The sequence below is a fragment of the Cypionkella sp. genome (assembly GCF_030652235.1).
Taxonomy (GTDB): domain Bacteria; phylum Pseudomonadota; class Alphaproteobacteria; order Rhodobacterales; family Rhodobacteraceae; genus Cypionkella.
Map to the genome: position 1 here is coordinate 1 of NZ_JAUSBA010000073.1, position 16,457 is coordinate 16,457.

Genomic DNA, 16,457 nt, shown 5'->3' on the forward strand with positions numbered 1-16,457 from the left:
CGGAACCGTTGAGCTGCCAGAAGGCACCGAAATGGTGATGCCGGGCGACAACCTGAAGTTCGACGTGACCTTGATCGCGCCGATCGCCATGGAAGAAAAACTGCGCTTCGCCATCCGCGAAGGCGGCCGCACCGTCGGCGCCGGCGTGGTGTCGAAAATCATCAAGTAAATAGGTCGCGAATCCCCTTTTCAACGGGGACCGCGCACTATAAGGGACCACCAGCGGCGCATCTTTCGGGGTGCGCCGCAGACTTTCAAGACCATACTACTGAAAACAACGTGAACCTATGGGCCGGGCCTGTTGCCCCGTCTACGTTCAGAAGGAAGAACACATGCAAGGTCAAACCATCCGTATTCGGTTGAAAGCCTTCGATTACCGCGTGCTGGACGCCAGCACTGCAGAAATCGTAAGCACCGCGAAACGCACCGGCGCCACTGTGCGCGGGCCGATTCCGCTGCCGAACAAAATTGAGAAATTCACGGTTCTCCGTGGTCCGCACATCGACAAGAAGTCGCGCGACCAGTGGGAAATCCGCACGCACAAGCGTCTTCTCGACATCGTTGATCCGACCCCCCAGACCGTGGACGCGCTGATGAAGCTCGACCTCGCCGCTGGCGTGGACGTCGAGATCAAAGTTTAAGGGGGATAGATAACATGCGTTCTGGCGTTATCGCTAAAAAGCTGGGCATGACCCGGCTGTTCCTTGAGAACGGCACCCAAGTTCCGGTGACCGTTCTGCAACTTGAAAACCTGCAAGTCGTGGCACAACGCACCGTTGACCGCGACGGCTACACCGCTGTTCAGCTGGGTGCTGGCGCGGCGAAAGCCAAGCGCACCACAGCTGCCATGCGCGGCCACTTCGCCAAGGCCTCGGTTGAGCCGAAGCGTAAGATCGCCGAGTTCCGCGTGTCGCCTGCCAACCTGATCGAAGTGGGCGCGGAAATCACCGCTGACCACTACCTTGCAGGTCAGTTCGTTGACATCGCTGGCACCACCAACGGTAAAGGCTTTCAAGGTGCCATGAAGCGTCACAACTTTGGCGGTCTTCGGGCTTCCCACGGTGTGTCGGTTTCGCACCGTTCGCACGGCTCTACGGGGCAGTGTCAGGATCCGGGCAAGGTCTTCAAAGGCAAGAAAATGGCTGGTCACATGGGCGCTGTGCGCTGCACCACCCAGAACCTGCAAGTCATCCGCACGGATGCCGAGCGTGGCTTGCTGATGATCAAAGGCGCAGTTCCCGGCACCAAAGGCGGCTGGGTCACGATCAAAGACGCAGTGAAGAAAGCGGCTCCGGCTGGTCTGCCTTTGCCTGCGGCGATCCGTATGGCGGCACAAACCACTGCTCCGGCTGTCGAAATGGCAGTTGAAGGGGGTGAAGCATGAAACTTGACGTAATCACACTTGATGGCGGCAAAGCTGGTACCATCGACCTCGACGAAGCTCTGTTCGGCCTCGACCCGCGCGCAGACGTTCTGCACCGTGTCGTCCGTTGGCAGCGCGCCCGGATGCAAGCAGGCACCCACTCGACGCTGACCCGCGCCGAAGTGTCCTACTCGACCAAGAAGATCTACAAGCAAAAAGGCACCGGCGGCGCACGTCACGGTTCCAAGAAGGCTCCGATCTTCCGTCACGGTGGCGTTGTTAAAGGCCCGCAACCGCGTTCGCACGCCCATGATCTGCCGAAGAAATTCCGCGCTCTGGGTCTGCGTCACGCTTTGTCCGCGAAGGCAAAAGCTGGCGAGTTGGTGATTTTGGACATGGCGACTATGGCCGAAGCCAAAACCTCGATCCTCGCAAAACACGTCCAGGAATTGGGCTGGAAGCGCGTTCTGATCATCGACGGTGCAAGCGTTGACGCGAATTTCGCGCTGGCTGCTCGCAACATCGAAGGTATCGACGTGCTGCCGACCATGGGCGCAAACGTCTATGATATCCTGAAGCGTGACACCTTGGTGATCACCAAAGCGGGTATCGAAGCTTTGGAGGCTCGTCTGAAATGAGCATTAAACCGCAACACTACGACCTGATCAAAAAGCCAGTGATCACCGAAAAAGCCACTATGGCTCAGGAAAACAACGCGTTTGTTTTTCAGGTGTCGATGGATGCGACCAAGCCGCAGATCAAAGAAGCGATTGAAAACATCTTCTCTGTGAAGGTGAAAGCAGTCAACACCACGATCACCAAAGGCAAGGCCAAGAAGTTCCGTGGCCGCGCTGGTGAGCGTAGCGACAAGAAGAAAGCCTATGTCACGCTGGAAGCCGGAAACTCTATCGACGTTTCGACGGGCCTCTGATATTGGCAGCGAATCCCACGGCCCCGGTTCTCCGGGGCCGTGGGATTTTACGGAATCGGTGCGATTTGGTCCGACCAGAAAGCACCTTATCTCGGGGATCTACGGAGCCCTATAACCTTGGGTCTAACCTATAAGACCCATCCAATGACGGAAGACAGAAAGCATGGCACTTAAGTCGTATAAGCCGACGACGCCTGGCCAACGCGGGTTGGTTCTGATCGACCGTTCGGAATTGTGGAAAGGCCGCCCGGTCAAAGCCCTTACTGAGGGTTTGACCAAGACAGGTGGCCGGAACAACACCGGACGTATCACGATGTGGCACAAGGGCGGGGGCGCCAAGCGTCTCTACCGCGTGGTCGATTTCAGGCGCACAAAATTCGATATTGCAGCGGTCGTTGAGCGGATTGAATACGATCCGAACCGTACCGCCTTTATCGCTCTGATCCGTTACGCGGATGGCGAACTTTCGTACATTCTGGCGCCGCAGCGTTTGGCAATTGGCGATTCTGTTATCGCTGGCGCCAAGACCGACGTGAAGCCGGGCAATGCGATGCCGTTCTCGGGCATGCCCATCGGTACGATCATCCACAACGTCGAGCTTAAGGCAGGCAAGGGCGGCCAGTTGGCACGCGCTGCCGGCACCTACGCTCAGTTCGTGGGTCGTGACGGTGGTTACGCGCAGATCCGTTTGTCTTCGGGCGAATTGCGTCTGGTGCGTCAGGAATGCATGGCCACCATCGGTGCTGTGTCCAACCCCGACAACTCGAACCAGAACTTCGGTAAAGCAGGCCGTATGCGTCACAAGGGCGTTCGCCCGACTGTGCGCGGTGTTGCAATGAACCCGATCGACCACCCGCATGGTGGTGGTGAAGGTCGGACCTCGGGCGGCCGCCATCCGGTGACGCCATGGGGCAAGGGCACCAAGGGTAACAAGACCCGTAAGGCCAAGGCTTCGGACAAGTTGATCGTCCGGTCGCGTAACGCGAAGAAAGGGCGCTGATAAATGGCACGTTCTATTTGGAAGGGCCCGTTCGTCGACGGTTATGTCTTGAAAAAGGCAGAAACTGCGAAAGCCTCGGGCAAGAACGAAGTGATCAAGATCTGGTCGCGTCGCTCGACTATTCTGCCGCAATTCGTTGGGCTGACTTTTGCTGTGTATAACGGCAAAAAGCACATCCCGGTGAATGTGACCGAAGAGATGATTGGTCAAAAGTTTGGTGAATATTCGCCGACCCGGACCTATTATGGCCACTCGGCCGACAAAAAAGCCAAGAGGAAATAAGCCATGAGCACGGAAAAGAACCCCCGTCGCGTGGCGGAAAACGAAGCGATGGCGATCAGCCGGATGCTGCGTACCTCGCCGCAAAAACTGAATCTCGTCGCCGGTCTGATCCGCGGCAAGAAAGTTGAAAAGGCTCTGGCTGATTTGACTTTCTCGAAGCGCCGCATCGCTGGTGACGTGAAGAAGTGCCTGCAGTCGGCGATTGCCAACGCGGAAAACAACCACAACCTCGACGTGGACAGCCTGATCGTGGCTGAATCCTGGGTTGGCAAAAACCTGGTGATGAAACGTGGCCGCCCGCGTGCGCGTGGCCGTTTCGGCAAAATCATGAAACCGTTCAGCGAGCTGACGATCATTGTGCGTCAAGTCGGGGAGTCTGCATAATGGGTCAGAAGGTCAATCCGATCGGCATGCGTCTTCAGGTCAACCGCACCTGGGATAGCCGCTGGTTCGCTGAATCGAAAGACTACGGCAACCTGCTGCTTGAAGACCTCAAAATGCGCGCGTTTGTGCATGAAGAGTGTAAGCAAGCTGGCATCAGCCGCGTGATCATCGAGCGTCCGCACAAAAAGTGCCGTGTGACCATTCACACCGCACGTCCGGGCGTGATCATCGGCAAAAAAGGCGCCGATATCGAAACCCTGCGCAAGAAACTGGCGGCATTCACCAAGTCGGATGTTCACCTGAACATCGTCGAAGTGCGCAAGCCGGAAGTCGACGCGCAACTCGTCGCGGAATCGATCGCACAGCAAATGGAGCGCCGGGTGTCCTTCCGTCGCGCCATGAAGCGTGGCGTGCAGAACGCGATGCGGATGGGTGCCCTCGGCATCCGTGTGAACGTTGGTGGCCGTCTTGGCGGCGCCGAGATCGCGCGGACCGAATGGTATCGTGAAGGCCGTGTGCCGTTGCACACCCTGCGCGCTGACATCGACTATGCTCTGTCCGAAGCCACGACTGCCTATGGCATCATCGGGGTGAAGGTCTGGATCTTCAAAGGCGAAATCCTTGAGCATGATCCGCAAGCCCATGATCGCCGTCTTGCCGAAGCGCAAGAAGGTGCAGCACCGCGTTCGCCTCGCCGCGACCGCGAACGCGCGTAAGGGAGAACACAGATGTTGCAACCAAAACGGACTAAGTTCCGCAAGCAGCACAAAGGCCGTATCCACGGCGAAGCGAAGGGCGGCTTTTTGCTGAACTTCGGCTCCTTTGCGCTGAAAGCCACCGAGCCAGAGCGTGTGACGGCCCGCCAGATCGAAGCGGCCCGCCGCGCGATCACCCGCCACATGAAACGCCAAGGCCGCGTCTGGATCCGGATTTTCCCGGATGTTCCGGTCTCGTCCAAGCCTACCGAAGTGCGGATGGGTAAAGGTAAAGGCTCGACCGACTATTGGGCAGCCAAGGTCAAACCGGGCCGCATCATGTTCGAGATCGACGGCGTGTCCGAGATCATCGCCCGTGAAGCCCTGCGTCTGGGTGCGATGAAACTTCCGGTCACCACCCGCGTCGTGGCACGCGAAGACTGGTAAGGTTTTTGCGCTAAGGCGCAAAAACCAGTGCGGTGTAGCGGGTTTCCTCGGAAACGCGCGGGCCGTCACCCGGTTCAGAATAAAACCCCCGCTGGAAACAGCGGGGGTTTTGCTTTTGGGGCAGGGGACTTCTCCAGCCTTGAAAAAGGATAATTTCTATACCATATTGCCTCATGGAGTTTGAATATGACCGCGCCAAAAGCGCCTCCAATCTGGCCAAACACGGAATAGACTTCGTTGCAGCGCAGTCCTTGTGGCAGGACGAACGTTTGCTGCAAGCAGCGGCCACGACGAAAGATGAAGCGCGCTTCTTTGCGATTGGTCGAATTGGCGAAAAGCACTGGACCGCGATCTGCACGCACCGGGGTGAAGCGGTGCGGATCATCTCGGTTCGAAGGGCGCGGAAAGAGGAGATTGGTTACTATGAAAGCACATGAGTTGGACGAGAAATTCGACGCGGGCGAAGACATCAGCGCCCATATCGACTGGTCCAAAGCCCGCCGCCCCAATCAAGAGCCGCGCCGCGTAAACGTGGACTTCCCGGCTTGGGTGGTTGATGGCCTTGACCGCGAGGCCCGCCATCTGGGTGTTACCCGGCAATCGGTGATCAAGATGTGGATTGCTGAGAAGTTGCGGTGAGCCGTGGCGCGCAAATGGGATCAGCATGCTAGTTCCCTTCGTCTTGGTGGCCGCAATCTTTGCCTTTCAATGCCATAGCAGGCTGTCGAAATGGATGTTTCTCGGCTTGGCCCTGATGTTGCTAGCGGTTGAAGTTGCTGGTGCCTGTTGGATGTTGATTCAGCTTCCTGGTTGCAGCGGGAACGTCCTCAATGGAATTTACTGCCCCCCTACAGTTCAAGCGTCACGCTCATACCGCATCGCACAGTTCGCGGCGTGGGTGTGGGTCAATGGTATGATGAAGGCTGTTGTGATCGGTATCCCGCTTGGCATTTTGGCTGTTTTCATTGAGTTCCGTTCAAGACTGGTGCGGCAATAGCCTGCGCGCCTTTTCCTCCACAAACCGCTTGCCCTATCCCCCCCCATCCCCTATACGCAGCCATCCACGGCTCCGAGGCGACTCGGAATCGGTGGTTTTACATTGATCCACCGGGTTCAGCGTGACCTTGCCGCAAGGTAGGGGCGCTCTGGTGATTGAAAAAGGAACAGGCGCATGACCGCCAAGGAACTATTGGGCAAATCGCCCGAGCAGCTGCGTGAGAGCCTTGTGGCCCTCAAGAAAGAAGCGTTCAACCTGCGCTTCCAGGCAGCAACCAACCAGCTGGAAAACACCTCGCGTATGCGCGCTGTTCGCCGCGAAGTGGCACGCATCATGACCGTGCTGAACCAGAAAGCCGCAACCGCGGCTGCGAACTGAGGAGTAGACACCATGCCGAAACGTATCCTGCAAGGCGTCGTAACCTCGGACAAGAACGAGCAAACCATCACCGTTCTGGTGGAGCGCCGCTTCAAGCACCCGCTGTTTCACAAGACCATTCGTAAGTCTAAGAAATATCGCGCGCACGACGAGAACAACACCTACAAGACCGGGGATTCTGTCCGCATTGAAGAATGTGCACCGATCTCGAAGACCAAACGCTGGACGGTGGTCGTTGCTGCATAAGCAACGACTTTCGTCTTTTTCTGAATACGAAACCCTGGGCAATGATGCCCAAAGGTCGGGAGAAACCAAATGATCCAGATGCAGACCAATCTGGATGTTGCTGATAACTCCGGCGCTCGCCGGGTTCAGTGCATCAAGGTTCTGGGCGGCTCACACCGCCGCTATGCATCCGTGGGCGACATCATCGTGGTGTCGGTCAAGGAAGCCATTCCGAAAGGCCGTGTGAAAAAAGGCGACGTGCGTAAAGCCGTTGTTGTTCGCACCGCCAAAGAAGTTCGCCGTGAAGACGGCACCGCTATTCGTTTTGACCGCAACGCTGCTGTCATCCTGAACAATCAGGGTGAACCAGTCGGCACGCGTATCTTCGGGCCAGTGGTGCGTGAACTCCGCGCGAAGAACTTCATGAAAATCATCTCGCTGGCTCCGGAGGTGCTCTGATGGCTGCGAAGCTTAAAAAGGGCGACACCGTCGTCATCTTGACCGGCAAGGACAAGGGCGCAAAGGGCGAGATTTCGTCTGTGAACCCGACCGCCAACAAGGCCATCGTCGATGGCGCCAATATGGCGATCCGTCACACCAAGCAAAGCCAGACCTCGCAAGGCGGTCGCATCGCAAAGCCGATGCCGATTGATTTGTCGAATCTCGCATTGCTGGACAGCAAAGGCAAAGCAACCCGCGTTGGCTTCCGTATGGAAGGCGACAAGAAAGTGCGCTTCGCCAAGACCACTGGGGAGGCGATCTGATGCTCGACCAAGCCACCTACACGCCGCGTCTGAAGGCTGACTATAAGGCGCGCATCTGCGCAGCCCTTATGGAAGAGTTCGGCTACAAGAACGCGATGCAACTGCCCAAGCTCGACAAAATCGTGCTGAACATGGGCGTTGGTGAAGCCGTCAAGGACACCAAAAAGGTCAAGAAAGCCGCCGAAGAGATGACTCTCATCGCCGGTCAAAAGGCAGTCATCACTCATGCGAAAAACAGCATTGCTGGTTTCCGTGTGCGGGAAGAAATGCCGCTTGGCTGTAAAGTGACCCTGCGCGGCGACCGGATGTACGAATTCCTCGACCGTCTGGTGACCATTGCTTTGCCACGGGTTCGCGACTTCCGCGGGCTGAAGCCGACATCGTTCGATGGCCGTGGCAACTATGCTATGGGTCTGAAAGAGCAACTGGTGTTCCCCGAAATCGAATTCGACAAAGTCGATGAAGTGCTCGGCATGGACATCATCATCTGCACCACCGCTAAGACCGATGCGGAAGCGAAGGCACTGTTGAAGCAATTCAACATGCCCTTCACTTCTTGATCGCGCGAGGAACCTGACAATGGCAAAAAAATCCATGGTGAACCGCGAAGTGAAGCGCGAGAAGCTGGTGAAGCAACATGCTTCCAAGCGCGCAGCACTGAAAGCGGTGATCAACGACCAAGCGAAACCGGTGGATGAGCGCTTCAAAGCGACCATCAAGCTGGCCGAGCTGCCCCGCAACTCGTCGGCTGTCCGTTTGCACAATCGTTGCCAACTGACCGGCCGTCCGCATGCGTATTATCGCAAGCTTAAACTCTCGCGCATCATGCTGCGTGATCTCGCCTCGTTCGGCCAGATCCCCGGCATGGTCAAGTCGAGCTGGTAAGGAGGTCGCCAAATGATGATGAACGATCCTATCGGCGACATGCTTACCCGTATCCGTAACGCGCAAATGCGTGGCAAATCGACAGTGTCGACCCCTGCCTCGAAACTGCGCGCCTGGGTGCTGGACGTGCTCGTAAGCGAAGGCTACATCCGCGGTTTCGAGCGCGCCAAGACCGATAACGGTCAAGGCGAGCTGGTGATCAGCCTGAAGTACTTCGAAGGCGTGCCTGTGATCCGCGAAGTTAAGCGCGTGTCCAAGCCCGGCCGTCGTGTGTACATGTCGGTTAAGGAAATTCCGACCGTGCGTAACGGTCTCGGTATCTCCATCGTGTCCACGCCAAAAGGCGTGATGTCAGATGCAAATGCGCGCGCAGCCAATGTTGGCGGCGAAGTGCTTTGCACCGTGTTCTGAGGAGGGTGGCATGTCTCGTATCGGCAAAAAACCCGTAGAACTGATCAATGGCGTTTCGGCGTCCGTGTCAGGTCAAACCATCGAAGTGAAAGGTCCGAAAGGCACCCGCAGCTTCACCGCAACCGACGACGTGACGCTCACGATCGACGAAGGCAGCATCAAAGTGACCCCGCGTGGCACTTCGAAGCGCGCGCGTCAGCAGTGGGGCATGGCGCGGTCGATGGTTGAAAACCTCGTCACTGGCGTCACCGCTGGTTTCAAGAAAGAGCTGGAAATTCAAGGCGTGGGTTACCGCGCTGCGATGAATGGCAACATCCTGAAACTGTCGCTTGGCTACAGCCATGAAGTCAACTTCGCCGTTCCAGACGGGGTCACCGTGACTTCGCCGAAGAACACCGAAATCATTGTGGAAGGCATTGACCAACAACTCGTTGGTCAGGTCGCTGCGAACATCCGCGAATGGCGCAAGCCCGAGCCCTACAAGGGCAAAGGCATCCGCTATAAGGGCGAGTTCGTGTTCCGCAAAGAAGGCAAGAAGAAGTAAGGGACACAATCATGGCAAACACCAAGAGAGACCTGTTCCTCAAGCGCCGTCAGCGCGTTCGGAACAAAATCAAAGCGACATCGCATGGGCGCCTGCGCCTGTCGGTGCACCGCTCGAACAAAAACATCAGCGTGCAGCTGATCGACGATGTGAAGGGCGTCACCATCGCCTCCGCCTCCACGCTGGAGAAGGAATTCGGTGTCGTCGGCAAGAACAACGTCCAAGCAGCGACGAAAATCGGTTCGGCAATCGCCGAGCGGGCCAAAAAGGCCGGTGTTGAAGTGTGCTACTTCGACCGCGGCGGTTTCCTCTTTCACGGTAAGATCAAGGCTTTGGCCGAGGCTGCCCGTGAAGGTGGATTGCAGTTCTGAGGAGTTGAAAAATGGCAGAACGTGATAACCGTCGGGACAATCGTGGTGGCAATGATCGCCGCGATAACCGGCCGGAAGAAACCCCGGAATTCGCTGACCGCTTGGTCGCGATCAACCGGGTGTCGAAAACCGTGAAGGGCGGCAAACGCTTTGGCTTTGCAGCACTTGTGGTCGTCGGCGATCAAAAAGGCCGTGTCGGTTTCGGCAAGGGCAAGGCTAAGGAAGTTCCGGAAGCGATCCGCAAGGCGACCGAGCAGGCCAAGCGCCAGCTTATTCGCGTGCCGCTGAAAGACGCCCGCACCCTGCACCACGACATGGAAGGCCGTCATGGCGCCGGTAAAGTGGTGATGCGGACGGCTGTTGCCGGTACTGGCATCATCGCCGGTGGTCCGATGCGCGCTGTGTTTGAGATGTTGGGCCTGCAAGACGTGGTGGCAAAGTCCATCGGCTCGCAGAACCCCTACAACATGATCCGCGCCACCATCGACGGGCTGAAGTCGGAAACCTCTCCTCGTCAAGTCGCGGCACGCCGTGGCAAGAAAGTGGCAGAGATCCTGAACAAGCCCGCCGCTGAAGTTGTGGAGGCTTGAACATGACCGACGCTGTGAAAAAGACCATCGTGGTCAAGCAGGTGGCTTCGGCTGCCCGCCGCCCGGCCAAACAGACCGCGACCCTGAAAGGTCTTGGACTGAACAAAATGAACCGCACCCGCGAACTGGAAGACACGCCTTCCATCCGTGGCATGGTCAACAAGATCTCGCATCTTGTGACGATCATCGAAGAGCGCGGTTAAGCCAAGGAAACGGTGCGTGACATCACGCACCCTACCAAAAAACGCCCCGCCGCAAGGTCGGGGCGTTTTGCATTTGCAACGCCGGGGATCATTGTAGGGTGCGTGCTCGCACGCACCGCTCACCAACGCACCACCCCCAAACCCTACTGCGTAAACCGAAAAGCCTCACAAAACCGCACCAGCCGCGCATTACCCTTATCCTGCAAAGCCCAACCCCAAGCCTCATCCAACACCACCTGAGCCGCCTCGATCCGCTCGCCGTCGCGCTCGCCATGCACCTTGGCATCGCCGTGGAACAGACTGCCCCGCACGTCCTGAACTACCAAAAAGAAATCCGAAACCGAATTCACCGCCCGCGCCTTTTTCCAAGACACCGCTTGATCCCGGTCCACCTTCAACAGCCGAGGCGGCGCGTTGAACAGCACCTGAACCTCTGGCAACGCCCGGCAATGCGCCAGAAACCCATCGCCGAGATCGCCGGCAAACCCGGCCCAGCCCGCCTCGGCCGAAGTGCCGGGTTTTTCATATTTCAAATACCCCGCCAGCTTCAGCGCATATTCAAACCGCGCAAAGGTCGCGACCAAGCTGCCCCATTCATTCTTGAACAGCAGCTTAATCCCCGCCCGATAATTGGTATCCACCGCCATGTGATAGCCCCCGTGCAAAACAGCCCGCAGATACGCAGGATTTGCGGGGGGAGTCTATATTGACAATGTTTGCCGTTCAGCGACTCCTCGTAGAAACCCAGCACACGGGTAGGTCGCAAACATTGGAAGCTGAAATGCATTGGTATCTGAATTTGGCAAAGAGGCAGTTTGAATATGTGCTGCGCCTCCCTGCTATGGCACTGCCGATTTTCATCGTTTTGCAAATGTTCGCAGTATGCATCGCCGTCCTTTTGAGTATGGGAATTGCTAAGCTACTCTCTGCCAACGAAATGCTCATCATCATACCATTTTCTGTATTTTGGCTGCACACGCTGCCAGCCTATTGGCTGGCGATCATGCTCTTGGCGGAGAAACTTTGGATGATGACCAGCCTATACCGAGTTCTCGGTGTCCCCGCGGATAGCATCCGTAACAGATACAGCAATAAGGCTTGATCGCGGGTCGCCTCCCCTCTATACGCCCGCAATGCCCCACCTATCGGCATAAGAATCAACAACAGCCGCGTTGCCCTCCCCGTCGCAGGGAGAAGCTTTCCGGCATAGGAGTATGCGACATGAAGTTGAATGAACTGCACGACAATCCGGGTGCAACCAAAAAGCAAAAGCGCGTGGCGCGTGGTCCGGGTTCGGGCTCGGGCAAGACCGCTGGTCGTGGTATCAAGGGTCAGAAATCGCGTTCGGGCGTCGCTATTGGCGGCTACGAAGGCGGCCAGATGCCTTTGTATCGCCGTCTGCCGAAGCGCGGCTTCAACAAGCCGAACCAAGATCGCTTTGCGGTGATCAACCTCGGCCTGATCGAGAAATTCATCGGTCTGGGCAAACTCGACGCGAAAGTTGAGATCACCGAGGATATGCTGGTTGACGCGGGCCTCACCGGCCACAAGCGCGACGGCATCCGCATCCTGAACAAAGGTTCGATCACTTCGGCGGTCAAACTGAACGTCACCGGGGCCTCCGCAGCCGCTGTTGAAGCTGTTGTAGCCGCTGGCGGCACCCTGACCGTGGCGCCGACCTTGCCAGCTTTCACCAAAGCGGTCCGTAAAGCATAACTAACGCCTTGTGAGCGGTTGCTAGACCGCTTACATCGGCTTATGTTTCCCGCGCCGCCGACCCGAAACGGTTTGGCGGCGCTTCCCATATCGGGCTTACGCAGAAAGAACTGGGCATGGCTTCAGCTGCCGAACAGATGGCCGCGAACCTCAGCTGGGGTACGCTAGGCAAGGCGACGGATCTCCGTAGCCGGATTTTCTTCACCATTGGCCTGCTCATGGTCTACCGTCTTGGCACTTATGTGCCGGTTCCGGGCATTGACGGCACGGCGTTGCGCAACTTCATGGATGACGCGGGGCAGGGCATTGGCGGTATGCTGTCAATGTTCACCGGCGGCGCCATCAAGCGCATGGGCATCTTTGCCTTGGGGATTATGCCCTATATTTCCGCCTCGATCATCATTCAGCTGTTGGCGTCGATGATCCCGGCGCTGGAGCAGATGAAGAAAGAAGGCGACGCGGGCCGCAAGAAGATGAACCAGTGGACGCGCTACGGCACCGTCTGTCTGGCGATCCTGCAAGGTTTCGGCATCGCCAAATCCATCGAAGCGGGTGGCCTTGCCCATACCCCCGGCATGTATTTCGTCGTCTCTTGCGTGATCACCCTGGTCGCGGGCACGATGTTTCTGATGTGGCTGGGTGAGCAGATCACCGCGCGCGGCATCGGCAACGGCACCTCGCTGATCATCTTTACAGGTATCGTCGCGGAAATCCCGCATGCTTTGGCGCAGTTCTTCAGCCAGGGCCGCGCAGGCGTGATCTCAACCCCGGTGATCCTTGGGGTTTTGGTGATGGTCGTCGCCGTTATCGCCTTTGTGGTGTTCATGGAACGCGCCCTGCGCAAGATCCACATCCAATACCCCCGCCGCCAAGTCGGTATGAAGGTCTATGATGGTGGGTCAAGCCATTTGCCGATCAAGGTCAACCCGGCAGGCGTGATTCCGGCTATTTTCGCCTCGTCGCTTTTGCTGCTGCCAACCACGATTGCGACCTTCTCGGGTGAGAATACTGGGCCGATCATGTCGACGATCCTCGCGTATTTCGGGCATGGTCAGCCGCTCTATCTGTTGTTCTTTGTGTCGATGATCGTATTCTTCGCGTATTTCTACACCGCAAACGTCTCATTCAAGACCGACGAAGTGGCCGATAACCTGAAGAACCAGAATGGCTTCATCCCGGGTATTCGTCCGGGCAAAAAAACCGAGGAATATCTCGATTATGTCGTCAACCGCATCTTGGTGCTGGGGGCGGCCTATCTGGCCCTCGTCTGCTTGCTGCCCGAGATCCTGATCAGCCAGTTCTCGATTCCGTTCTACTTCGGTGGCACCTCGGTGCTGATCGTGGTGTCGGTGACGATGGACACCATCAACCAGATCCAGTCGCATCTGCTGGCGCATCAATACGAAGGCCTGATTGAGAAATCTCAGCTGCGCGGCAAAAAGCGCAGCACGGCCAACCGTCCGCCCGCGCGGCGTTGAACGGGCTATGACTTTAGGCCCGGCGCAACCCGCCGGGCCTTTTCTTTGATAGAAAGGCGACCCATGGCAAATATCATCCTCCTCGGGCCACCCGGTGCTGGCAAGGGCACGCAAGCCAAGCGCTTGGTGGAAGAGCGCGCCATGGTGCAGTTGTCCACCGGTGACATGCTGCGCGAGGCCAAGACCAGCGGCACCGAAATGGGCAAGCGCGTCGCCGAGGTGATGGATAAGGGGCAACTTGTCACCGATGACATCGTGATCGGTTTGATCGCCGAGAAACTGTCTCAGCCTTCTGCAGGGGGCTTCATCTTTGACGGCTTCCCCCGCACCCTGCCGCAGGCCGACGCCTTGGCTGATCTGCTGGCCAGTCACGGCCAAAGCCTTGATGCGGTGATCGAGCTGGTGGTTGATGATGCAGCACTGATGGGCCGCATTGTCCGCCGCGCCGAGGAGATGCAGGCCAAGGGGCAGCCTGTCCGTCGTGATGACACGCCAGAGGTGTTCGAGTTGCGCCTGCGCGAGTTTTACAAGAACACAGCACCCCTGATCGGCTACTACTGGGCGAAAAAAGACCTGCGCCAAGTCGACGGCATGGCGGAAATGGACGTGGTTGCGGCTGCGATTGCCAAAGTTCTTGACAAAGCGTAATTTAGCCACCCGCTACCCTTGACGCTATGATCAAAAGCCCATAAAGCACGGCGTCCCGCAGCGGAATCGCTTGCGGGATTCCTTATTCGTTAAGGATTCGAATCGCCCTCCGGTTTCGACCAAAAGGCGGTGTTGTGAAAAAAGGTTCTGGCACTACGGAACCGCAACCATGAAGGAATACACGTTTGGCACGTATTGCTGGCGTTAACATCCCTACCGCGAAACGGGTTCCGATCGCGCTCACCTATATCACCGGCGTTGGCCCGCATATCGCAGAGCAAATCTGCGCATCTGTCGGCATCGACCGTGCGCGTCGCGTAAACCAGCTTTCGGATGCCGAAGTGCTGCAGATTCGCGAATTCATCGACGCAAACGTCACGGTTGAAGGCGATCTGCGCCGCGAAACCTCGATGAACATCAAGCGTCTGATGGACCTCGGCTGCTATCGTGGCCTGCGTCATCGTAAGGGCCTTCCGGTCCGCGGTCAGCGCACCCACACCAACGCTCGCACCCGCAAAGGCCCCGCTAAGGCCATTGCTGGCAAGAAGAAATAAGAGGGGCGTTTAGATATGGCACGCGATACCAAAGCATCCCGCACGAAGAAAAAAGAACGCAAGAACATCGCCGCTGGCGTGGTTCACGTGAACTCTTCGTTTAACAACACCAAAATCCTGATCTCCGACGTTCAGGGCAACGCGATTTCCTGGTCGTCCTCGGGCACCATGGGCTTCAAAGGCTCGCGTAAATCCACGCCTTACGCGGCGCAAATGGCAGCAGAAGATGCTGGCCGCAAAGCGCAAGAGCATGGCATGAAGACCGTCGAAGTCGAAGTGCAAGGTCCGGGTTCGGGCCGTGAGTCCGCACTGCGCGCTCTGGCCGCAGTGGGCCTGAACGTCACCTCGATCCGTGACGTGACTCCGCTGGCACACAACGGCTGCCGTCCGCCGAAGCGCCGTCGCGTCTAAAGTATCACTACAGGTCGGGTCGTGCGATGTCTGCACGGCCCGATTTCTGCATTTCTGAACCTCGGGCGTCCTCTGCTTAGGACATGAGCAGAAGACAAGTATGGAGGCGGTCACATGATCCACAAAAATTGGCTAGAACTGATTAAACCGACGCAACTGGTCGTGAAGCCGGGGGCCGATGCACAACGCACCGCCACCGTGTTCGCCGAACCGCTAGAGCGCGGCTTTGGCCTGACCTTGGGCAACGCGCTGCGCCGCGTGCTGATGTCGTCGCTGCAAGGCGGCGCTATCACCAGCGTGCAAATCGACAACGTTCTGCACGAGTTCTCCTCGGTCGCAGGCGTGCGCGAAGATGTCACCGACATCGTGCTGAACCTGAAGGGCGTTTCGATTAAGATGGATGTGGATGGGCCAAAACGCCTTTCGATTTCCGCCAAAGGTCCGGGCGTTGTCACCGCTGGCGACATCTCGGAAACCAATGGCATCGAAATCCTGAACAAAGACCACGTCATCTGCCACCTCGACGACGGCGCTGATGTGTTCATGGAACTGACCGTGAACACCGGCAAAGGCTATGTCGCCGCTGACAAAAACCGCCCGGAAGATGCGCCCATCGGCCTGATCCCGATCGACGCGATCTATTCGCCGGTGAAAAAAGTGTCCTACGAAGTAACCCCGACCCGCGAAGGTCAGGTGCTGGACTATGACAAGCTGACGATGAAAATAGAAACCGATGGCTCGCTGACCCCGGAAGACGCTGTGGCTTATGCCGCGCGGATTCTGCAAGACCAGCTGGCCGTGTTCGTCAACTTCGACGAGCCGGAAGCTGCGGGCAAAGGCGTCGAAGATGCTGGTCTTGAATTCAACCCGCTGCTTTTGAAGAAAGTGGACGAGTTGGAATTGTCGGTGCGTTCGGCAAACTGCCTGAAGAATGACAACATCGTCTACATCGGCGATCTGATCCAGAAAACCGAAGCCGAGATGCTGCGCACCCCGAACTTTGGCCGCAAATCCTTGAACGAAATCAAGGAAGTGCTGTCGGGCATGGGTCTGCATCTGGGCATGGAGGTCGAAGACTGGCCGCCGGAAAACATCGAAGATCTGGCCAAGCGTTTCGAAGACCAGTTTTAAGAATAGGGGCGGTGGTAACACCGCCCAACCACAAATGCCCGGACTGCCG

At 57.4% G+C, this 16,457-nt stretch carries 31 protein-coding genes and 1 pseudogene; 31 read left to right on the plus strand and 1 reads right to left on the minus strand.

All coding sequences use genetic code 11. From position 1 onward, the window contains the following. From tuf to rpmD, 24 genes and pseudogenes are all read left to right on the plus strand, one after another. Nucleotides 1-169: pseudogene (gene tuf, locus Q7V03_RS23125) on the plus strand (elongation factor Tu); the annotation flags it as partial. Nucleotides 170-332: 163 nt separating this feature from the next. Beyond that, a complete protein-coding gene (rpsJ, locus tag Q7V03_RS23130; RefSeq protein WP_054006329.1) occupies nucleotides 333-641 on the plus strand; it encodes a 30S ribosomal protein S10 in 309 nt (102 codons plus the stop codon). Nucleotides 642-655: 14 nt separating this feature from the next. After that, complete coding sequence (gene rplC, locus Q7V03_RS23135) at nucleotides 656-1,384, plus strand: 50S ribosomal protein L3 (RefSeq protein WP_304927941.1); 729 nt, start codon at nucleotides 656-658, stop codon at nucleotides 1,382-1,384. Continuing rightward, nucleotides 1,381-2,001 carry a 50S ribosomal protein L4 gene (gene rplD, locus Q7V03_RS23140; protein WP_299509890.1) on the plus strand — a complete coding sequence of 207 codons (621 nt, stop codon included), beginning with the start codon at nucleotides 1,381-1,383 and terminating at the stop codon, nucleotides 1,999-2,001. The genes rplC and rplD overlap by 4 nt, the downstream gene beginning before the upstream one ends. Continuing rightward, complete coding sequence (locus Q7V03_RS23145) at nucleotides 1,998-2,294, plus strand: 50S ribosomal protein L23 (protein ID WP_054006317.1); 297 nt, start codon at nucleotides 1,998-2,000, stop codon at nucleotides 2,292-2,294. The genes rplD and Q7V03_RS23145 overlap by 4 nt, the downstream gene beginning before the upstream one ends. A 163-nt stretch (nucleotides 2,295-2,457) precedes the next feature. Further along, entirely contained in the window at nucleotides 2,458-3,294 is an 837-nt protein-coding gene (gene rplB / locus Q7V03_RS23150; protein WP_054006318.1) for a 50S ribosomal protein L2, read from the plus strand. 3 nt (nucleotides 3,295-3,297) lie between these two features. Next, a complete protein-coding gene (gene rpsS, locus Q7V03_RS23155; RefSeq protein ID WP_054006319.1) occupies nucleotides 3,298-3,576 on the plus strand; it encodes a 30S ribosomal protein S19 in 279 nt (92 codons plus the stop codon). A 3-nt stretch (nucleotides 3,577-3,579) separates the two neighbouring features. Beyond that, complete coding sequence (gene rplV / locus Q7V03_RS23160) at nucleotides 3,580-3,960, plus strand: 50S ribosomal protein L22 (protein WP_054006320.1); 381 nt, start codon at nucleotides 3,580-3,582, stop codon at nucleotides 3,958-3,960. Further along, on the plus strand, nucleotides 3,960-4,676 hold the full coding sequence (rpsC, locus tag Q7V03_RS23165; protein ID WP_054006321.1) for a 30S ribosomal protein S3: 717 nt from the start codon (nucleotides 3,960-3,962) through the stop codon (nucleotides 4,674-4,676). Before rplV ends, rpsC begins: the two co-directional genes overlap by 1 nt. A gap of 12 nt (nucleotides 4,677-4,688) precedes the next feature. Next, nucleotides 4,689-5,102, plus strand: coding sequence for a 50S ribosomal protein L16 (gene rplP / locus Q7V03_RS23170; RefSeq protein WP_054006322.1), 414 nt, complete (start codon nucleotides 4,689-4,691; stop codon nucleotides 5,100-5,102). Nucleotides 5,103-5,275: 173 nt separating this feature from the next. Further along, entirely contained in the window at nucleotides 5,276-5,539 is a 264-nt protein-coding gene (locus tag Q7V03_RS23175; RefSeq protein WP_304927942.1) for a BrnT family toxin, read from the plus strand. Beyond that, nucleotides 5,526-5,741, plus strand: a complete 216-nt coding sequence (gene brnA, locus Q7V03_RS23180) for a type II toxin-antitoxin system BrnA family antitoxin (RefSeq protein WP_304927943.1) — start codon at nucleotides 5,526-5,528, stop codon at nucleotides 5,739-5,741. Before Q7V03_RS23175 ends, brnA begins: the two co-directional genes overlap by 14 nt. Before the next feature lie 25 nt (nucleotides 5,742-5,766). Next, entirely contained in the window at nucleotides 5,767-6,099 is a 333-nt protein-coding gene (locus tag Q7V03_RS23185) for a hypothetical protein (RefSeq protein ID WP_304927944.1), read from the plus strand. A gap of 174 nt (nucleotides 6,100-6,273) precedes the next feature. Then, a complete protein-coding gene (gene rpmC, locus Q7V03_RS23190) occupies nucleotides 6,274-6,477 on the plus strand; it encodes a 50S ribosomal protein L29 (protein ID WP_299480763.1) in 204 nt (67 codons plus the stop codon). A gap of 12 nt (nucleotides 6,478-6,489) precedes the next feature. Beyond that, complete coding sequence (gene rpsQ, locus Q7V03_RS23195; RefSeq protein WP_054006326.1) at nucleotides 6,490-6,723, plus strand: 30S ribosomal protein S17; 234 nt, start codon at nucleotides 6,490-6,492, stop codon at nucleotides 6,721-6,723. Between the two features lie 69 nt (nucleotides 6,724-6,792). Then, nucleotides 6,793-7,161, plus strand: a complete 369-nt coding sequence (rplN, locus tag Q7V03_RS23200; RefSeq protein WP_013066055.1) for a 50S ribosomal protein L14 — start codon at nucleotides 6,793-6,795, stop codon at nucleotides 7,159-7,161. After that, nucleotides 7,161-7,466 carry a 50S ribosomal protein L24 gene (gene rplX, locus Q7V03_RS23205; protein ID WP_054006327.1) on the plus strand — a complete coding sequence of 102 codons (306 nt, stop codon included), beginning with the start codon at nucleotides 7,161-7,163 and terminating at the stop codon, nucleotides 7,464-7,466. Before rplN ends, rplX begins: the two co-directional genes overlap by 1 nt. Continuing rightward, complete coding sequence (gene rplE, locus Q7V03_RS23210; RefSeq protein WP_304927945.1) at nucleotides 7,466-8,026, plus strand: 50S ribosomal protein L5; 561 nt, start codon at nucleotides 7,466-7,468, stop codon at nucleotides 8,024-8,026. Before rplX ends, rplE begins: the two co-directional genes overlap by 1 nt. A 19-nt stretch (nucleotides 8,027-8,045) precedes the next feature. Next, nucleotides 8,046-8,351, plus strand: coding sequence for a 30S ribosomal protein S14 (rpsN, locus tag Q7V03_RS23215; protein WP_284326654.1), 306 nt, complete (start codon nucleotides 8,046-8,048; stop codon nucleotides 8,349-8,351). 12 nt (nucleotides 8,352-8,363) lie between these two features. Beyond that, the gene (rpsH, locus tag Q7V03_RS23220) at nucleotides 8,364-8,762 is read left to right on the plus strand and encodes a 30S ribosomal protein S8 (RefSeq protein ID WP_304927946.1); all 399 of its coding nucleotides are present in this window, start codon (nucleotides 8,364-8,366) and stop codon (nucleotides 8,760-8,762) included. 10 nt (nucleotides 8,763-8,772) lie between these two features. Beyond that, nucleotides 8,773-9,306, plus strand: a complete 534-nt coding sequence (gene rplF, locus Q7V03_RS23225) for a 50S ribosomal protein L6 (protein WP_304927947.1) — start codon at nucleotides 8,773-8,775, stop codon at nucleotides 9,304-9,306. A gap of 11 nt (nucleotides 9,307-9,317) precedes the next feature. Continuing rightward, nucleotides 9,318-9,677 (plus strand): 50S ribosomal protein L18, encoded by a 360-nt coding sequence (rplR, locus tag Q7V03_RS23230; RefSeq protein WP_304927948.1) that lies wholly within the window; start codon nucleotides 9,318-9,320, stop codon nucleotides 9,675-9,677. 11 nt (nucleotides 9,678-9,688) lie between these two features. Beyond that, nucleotides 9,689-10,267, plus strand: coding sequence for a 30S ribosomal protein S5 (gene rpsE / locus Q7V03_RS23235; protein WP_054006334.1), 579 nt, complete (start codon nucleotides 9,689-9,691; stop codon nucleotides 10,265-10,267). 14 nt (nucleotides 10,268-10,281) lie between these two features. Further along, on the plus strand, nucleotides 10,282-10,470 hold the full coding sequence (rpmD, locus tag Q7V03_RS23240; RefSeq protein WP_299480910.1) for a 50S ribosomal protein L30: 189 nt from the start codon (nucleotides 10,282-10,284) through the stop codon (nucleotides 10,468-10,470). A 143-nt stretch (nucleotides 10,471-10,613) separates the two neighbouring features. On the opposite strand, the gene Q7V03_RS23245 is transcribed toward rpmD, so the two are convergent. After that, nucleotides 10,614-11,117: a hypothetical protein gene (locus Q7V03_RS23245; RefSeq protein ID WP_304927949.1), complete on the minus strand. Its 504-nt coding sequence runs from the start codon at nucleotides 11,115-11,117 to the stop codon at nucleotides 10,614-10,616. Nucleotides 11,118-11,251: 134 nt separating this feature from the next. Here Q7V03_RS23245 and Q7V03_RS23250 point away from each other — a divergent pair, with 134 nt between their 5' ends. The 7 genes from Q7V03_RS23250 (at nucleotide 11,252) to Q7V03_RS23280 (ending at nucleotide 16,408) form a co-directional block, all read left to right on the plus strand. Then, nucleotides 11,252-11,572, plus strand: coding sequence for a hypothetical protein (locus Q7V03_RS23250; protein ID WP_304927950.1), 321 nt, complete (start codon nucleotides 11,252-11,254; stop codon nucleotides 11,570-11,572). A gap of 119 nt (nucleotides 11,573-11,691) precedes the next feature. Continuing rightward, the gene (gene rplO, locus Q7V03_RS23255; RefSeq protein ID WP_304927951.1) at nucleotides 11,692-12,186 is read left to right on the plus strand and encodes a 50S ribosomal protein L15; all 495 of its coding nucleotides are present in this window, start codon (nucleotides 11,692-11,694) and stop codon (nucleotides 12,184-12,186) included. A gap of 116 nt (nucleotides 12,187-12,302) precedes the next feature. Beyond that, nucleotides 12,303-13,664, plus strand: a complete 1,362-nt coding sequence (gene secY, locus Q7V03_RS23260; protein ID WP_304927952.1) for a preprotein translocase subunit SecY — start codon at nucleotides 12,303-12,305, stop codon at nucleotides 13,662-13,664. A 63-nt stretch (nucleotides 13,665-13,727) separates the two neighbouring features. Next, on the plus strand, nucleotides 13,728-14,312 hold the full coding sequence (locus Q7V03_RS23265) for an adenylate kinase (protein ID WP_304927953.1): 585 nt from the start codon (nucleotides 13,728-13,730) through the stop codon (nucleotides 14,310-14,312). 185 nt (nucleotides 14,313-14,497) lie between these two features. Next, entirely contained in the window at nucleotides 14,498-14,866 is a 369-nt protein-coding gene (gene rpsM / locus Q7V03_RS23270) for a 30S ribosomal protein S13 (RefSeq protein ID WP_299480831.1), read from the plus strand. A gap of 15 nt (nucleotides 14,867-14,881) precedes the next feature. Further along, a complete protein-coding gene (gene rpsK / locus Q7V03_RS23275) occupies nucleotides 14,882-15,277 on the plus strand; it encodes a 30S ribosomal protein S11 (protein WP_054006341.1) in 396 nt (131 codons plus the stop codon). A 114-nt stretch (nucleotides 15,278-15,391) separates the two neighbouring features. Further along, entirely contained in the window at nucleotides 15,392-16,408 is a 1,017-nt protein-coding gene (locus Q7V03_RS23280) for a DNA-directed RNA polymerase subunit alpha (protein ID WP_054006342.1), read from the plus strand. Nucleotides 16,409-16,457: the final 49 nt, after the last annotated feature.

Excerpts from the sequence above, each read along its gene's own strand:
- Q7V03_RS23250 (WP_304927950.1), top strand. The coding sequence starts at position 11,252 with ATGCATTGGTATCTGAATTTGGCAAAGAGGCAGTTTGAATATGTGCTG.
- rplO (WP_304927951.1), top strand. The coding sequence starts at position 11,692 with ATGAAGTTGAATGAACTGCACGACAATCCGGGTGCAACCAAAAAGCAA.
- rpsH (WP_304927946.1), top strand. The coding sequence starts at position 8,364 with ATGATGATGAACGATCCTATCGGCGACATGCTTACCCGTATCCGTAAC.
- Q7V03_RS23280 (WP_054006342.1), top strand. The coding sequence starts at position 15,392 with ATGATCCACAAAAATTGGCTAGAACTGATTAAACCGACGCAACTGGTC.
- rpsJ (WP_054006329.1), top strand. The coding sequence starts at position 333 with ATGCAAGGTCAAACCATCCGTATTCGGTTGAAAGCCTTCGATTACCGC.
- rplN (WP_013066055.1), top strand. The coding sequence starts at position 6,793 with ATGATCCAGATGCAGACCAATCTGGATGTTGCTGATAACTCCGGCGCT.
- rpsC (WP_054006321.1), top strand. The coding sequence starts at position 3,960 with ATGGGTCAGAAGGTCAATCCGATCGGCATGCGTCTTCAGGTCAACCGC.
- rpsQ (WP_054006326.1), top strand. The coding sequence starts at position 6,490 with ATGCCGAAACGTATCCTGCAAGGCGTCGTAACCTCGGACAAGAACGAG.
- Q7V03_RS23245 (WP_304927949.1), bottom strand. The coding sequence starts at position 11,117 with ATGGCGGTGGATACCAATTATCGGGCGGGGATTAAGCTGCTGTTCAAG.
- Q7V03_RS23145 (WP_054006317.1), top strand. The coding sequence starts at position 1,998 with ATGAGCATTAAACCGCAACACTACGACCTGATCAAAAAGCCAGTGATC.
- rpmC (WP_299480763.1), top strand. The coding sequence starts at position 6,274 with ATGACCGCCAAGGAACTATTGGGCAAATCGCCCGAGCAGCTGCGTGAG.
- rplX (WP_054006327.1), top strand. The coding sequence starts at position 7,161 with ATGGCTGCGAAGCTTAAAAAGGGCGACACCGTCGTCATCTTGACCGGC.
- rpsE (WP_054006334.1), top strand. The coding sequence starts at position 9,689 with ATGGCAGAACGTGATAACCGTCGGGACAATCGTGGTGGCAATGATCGC.
- rplV (WP_054006320.1), top strand. The coding sequence starts at position 3,580 with ATGAGCACGGAAAAGAACCCCCGTCGCGTGGCGGAAAACGAAGCGATG.
- rplB (WP_054006318.1), top strand. The coding sequence starts at position 2,458 with ATGGCACTTAAGTCGTATAAGCCGACGACGCCTGGCCAACGCGGGTTG.
- Q7V03_RS23265 (WP_304927953.1), top strand. The coding sequence starts at position 13,728 with ATGGCAAATATCATCCTCCTCGGGCCACCCGGTGCTGGCAAGGGCACG.
- rplF (WP_304927947.1), top strand. The coding sequence starts at position 8,773 with ATGTCTCGTATCGGCAAAAAACCCGTAGAACTGATCAATGGCGTTTCG.
- secY (WP_304927952.1), top strand. The coding sequence starts at position 12,303 with ATGGCTTCAGCTGCCGAACAGATGGCCGCGAACCTCAGCTGGGGTACG.
- brnA (WP_304927943.1), top strand. The coding sequence starts at position 5,526 with ATGAAAGCACATGAGTTGGACGAGAAATTCGACGCGGGCGAAGACATC.
- rplP (WP_054006322.1), top strand. The coding sequence starts at position 4,689 with ATGTTGCAACCAAAACGGACTAAGTTCCGCAAGCAGCACAAAGGCCGT.
- rplD (WP_299509890.1), top strand. The coding sequence starts at position 1,381 with ATGAAACTTGACGTAATCACACTTGATGGCGGCAAAGCTGGTACCATC.
- rplR (WP_304927948.1), top strand. The coding sequence starts at position 9,318 with ATGGCAAACACCAAGAGAGACCTGTTCCTCAAGCGCCGTCAGCGCGTT.
- rplE (WP_304927945.1), top strand. The coding sequence starts at position 7,466 with ATGCTCGACCAAGCCACCTACACGCCGCGTCTGAAGGCTGACTATAAG.
- rpsK (WP_054006341.1), top strand. The coding sequence starts at position 14,882 with ATGGCACGCGATACCAAAGCATCCCGCACGAAGAAAAAAGAACGCAAG.
- rpsS (WP_054006319.1), top strand. The coding sequence starts at position 3,298 with ATGGCACGTTCTATTTGGAAGGGCCCGTTCGTCGACGGTTATGTCTTG.
- Q7V03_RS23185 (WP_304927944.1), top strand. The coding sequence starts at position 5,767 with ATGCTAGTTCCCTTCGTCTTGGTGGCCGCAATCTTTGCCTTTCAATGC.
- rplC (WP_304927941.1), top strand. The coding sequence starts at position 656 with ATGCGTTCTGGCGTTATCGCTAAAAAGCTGGGCATGACCCGGCTGTTC.
- rpsN (WP_284326654.1), top strand. The coding sequence starts at position 8,046 with ATGGCAAAAAAATCCATGGTGAACCGCGAAGTGAAGCGCGAGAAGCTG.
- Q7V03_RS23175 (WP_304927942.1), top strand. The coding sequence starts at position 5,276 with ATGGAGTTTGAATATGACCGCGCCAAAAGCGCCTCCAATCTGGCCAAA.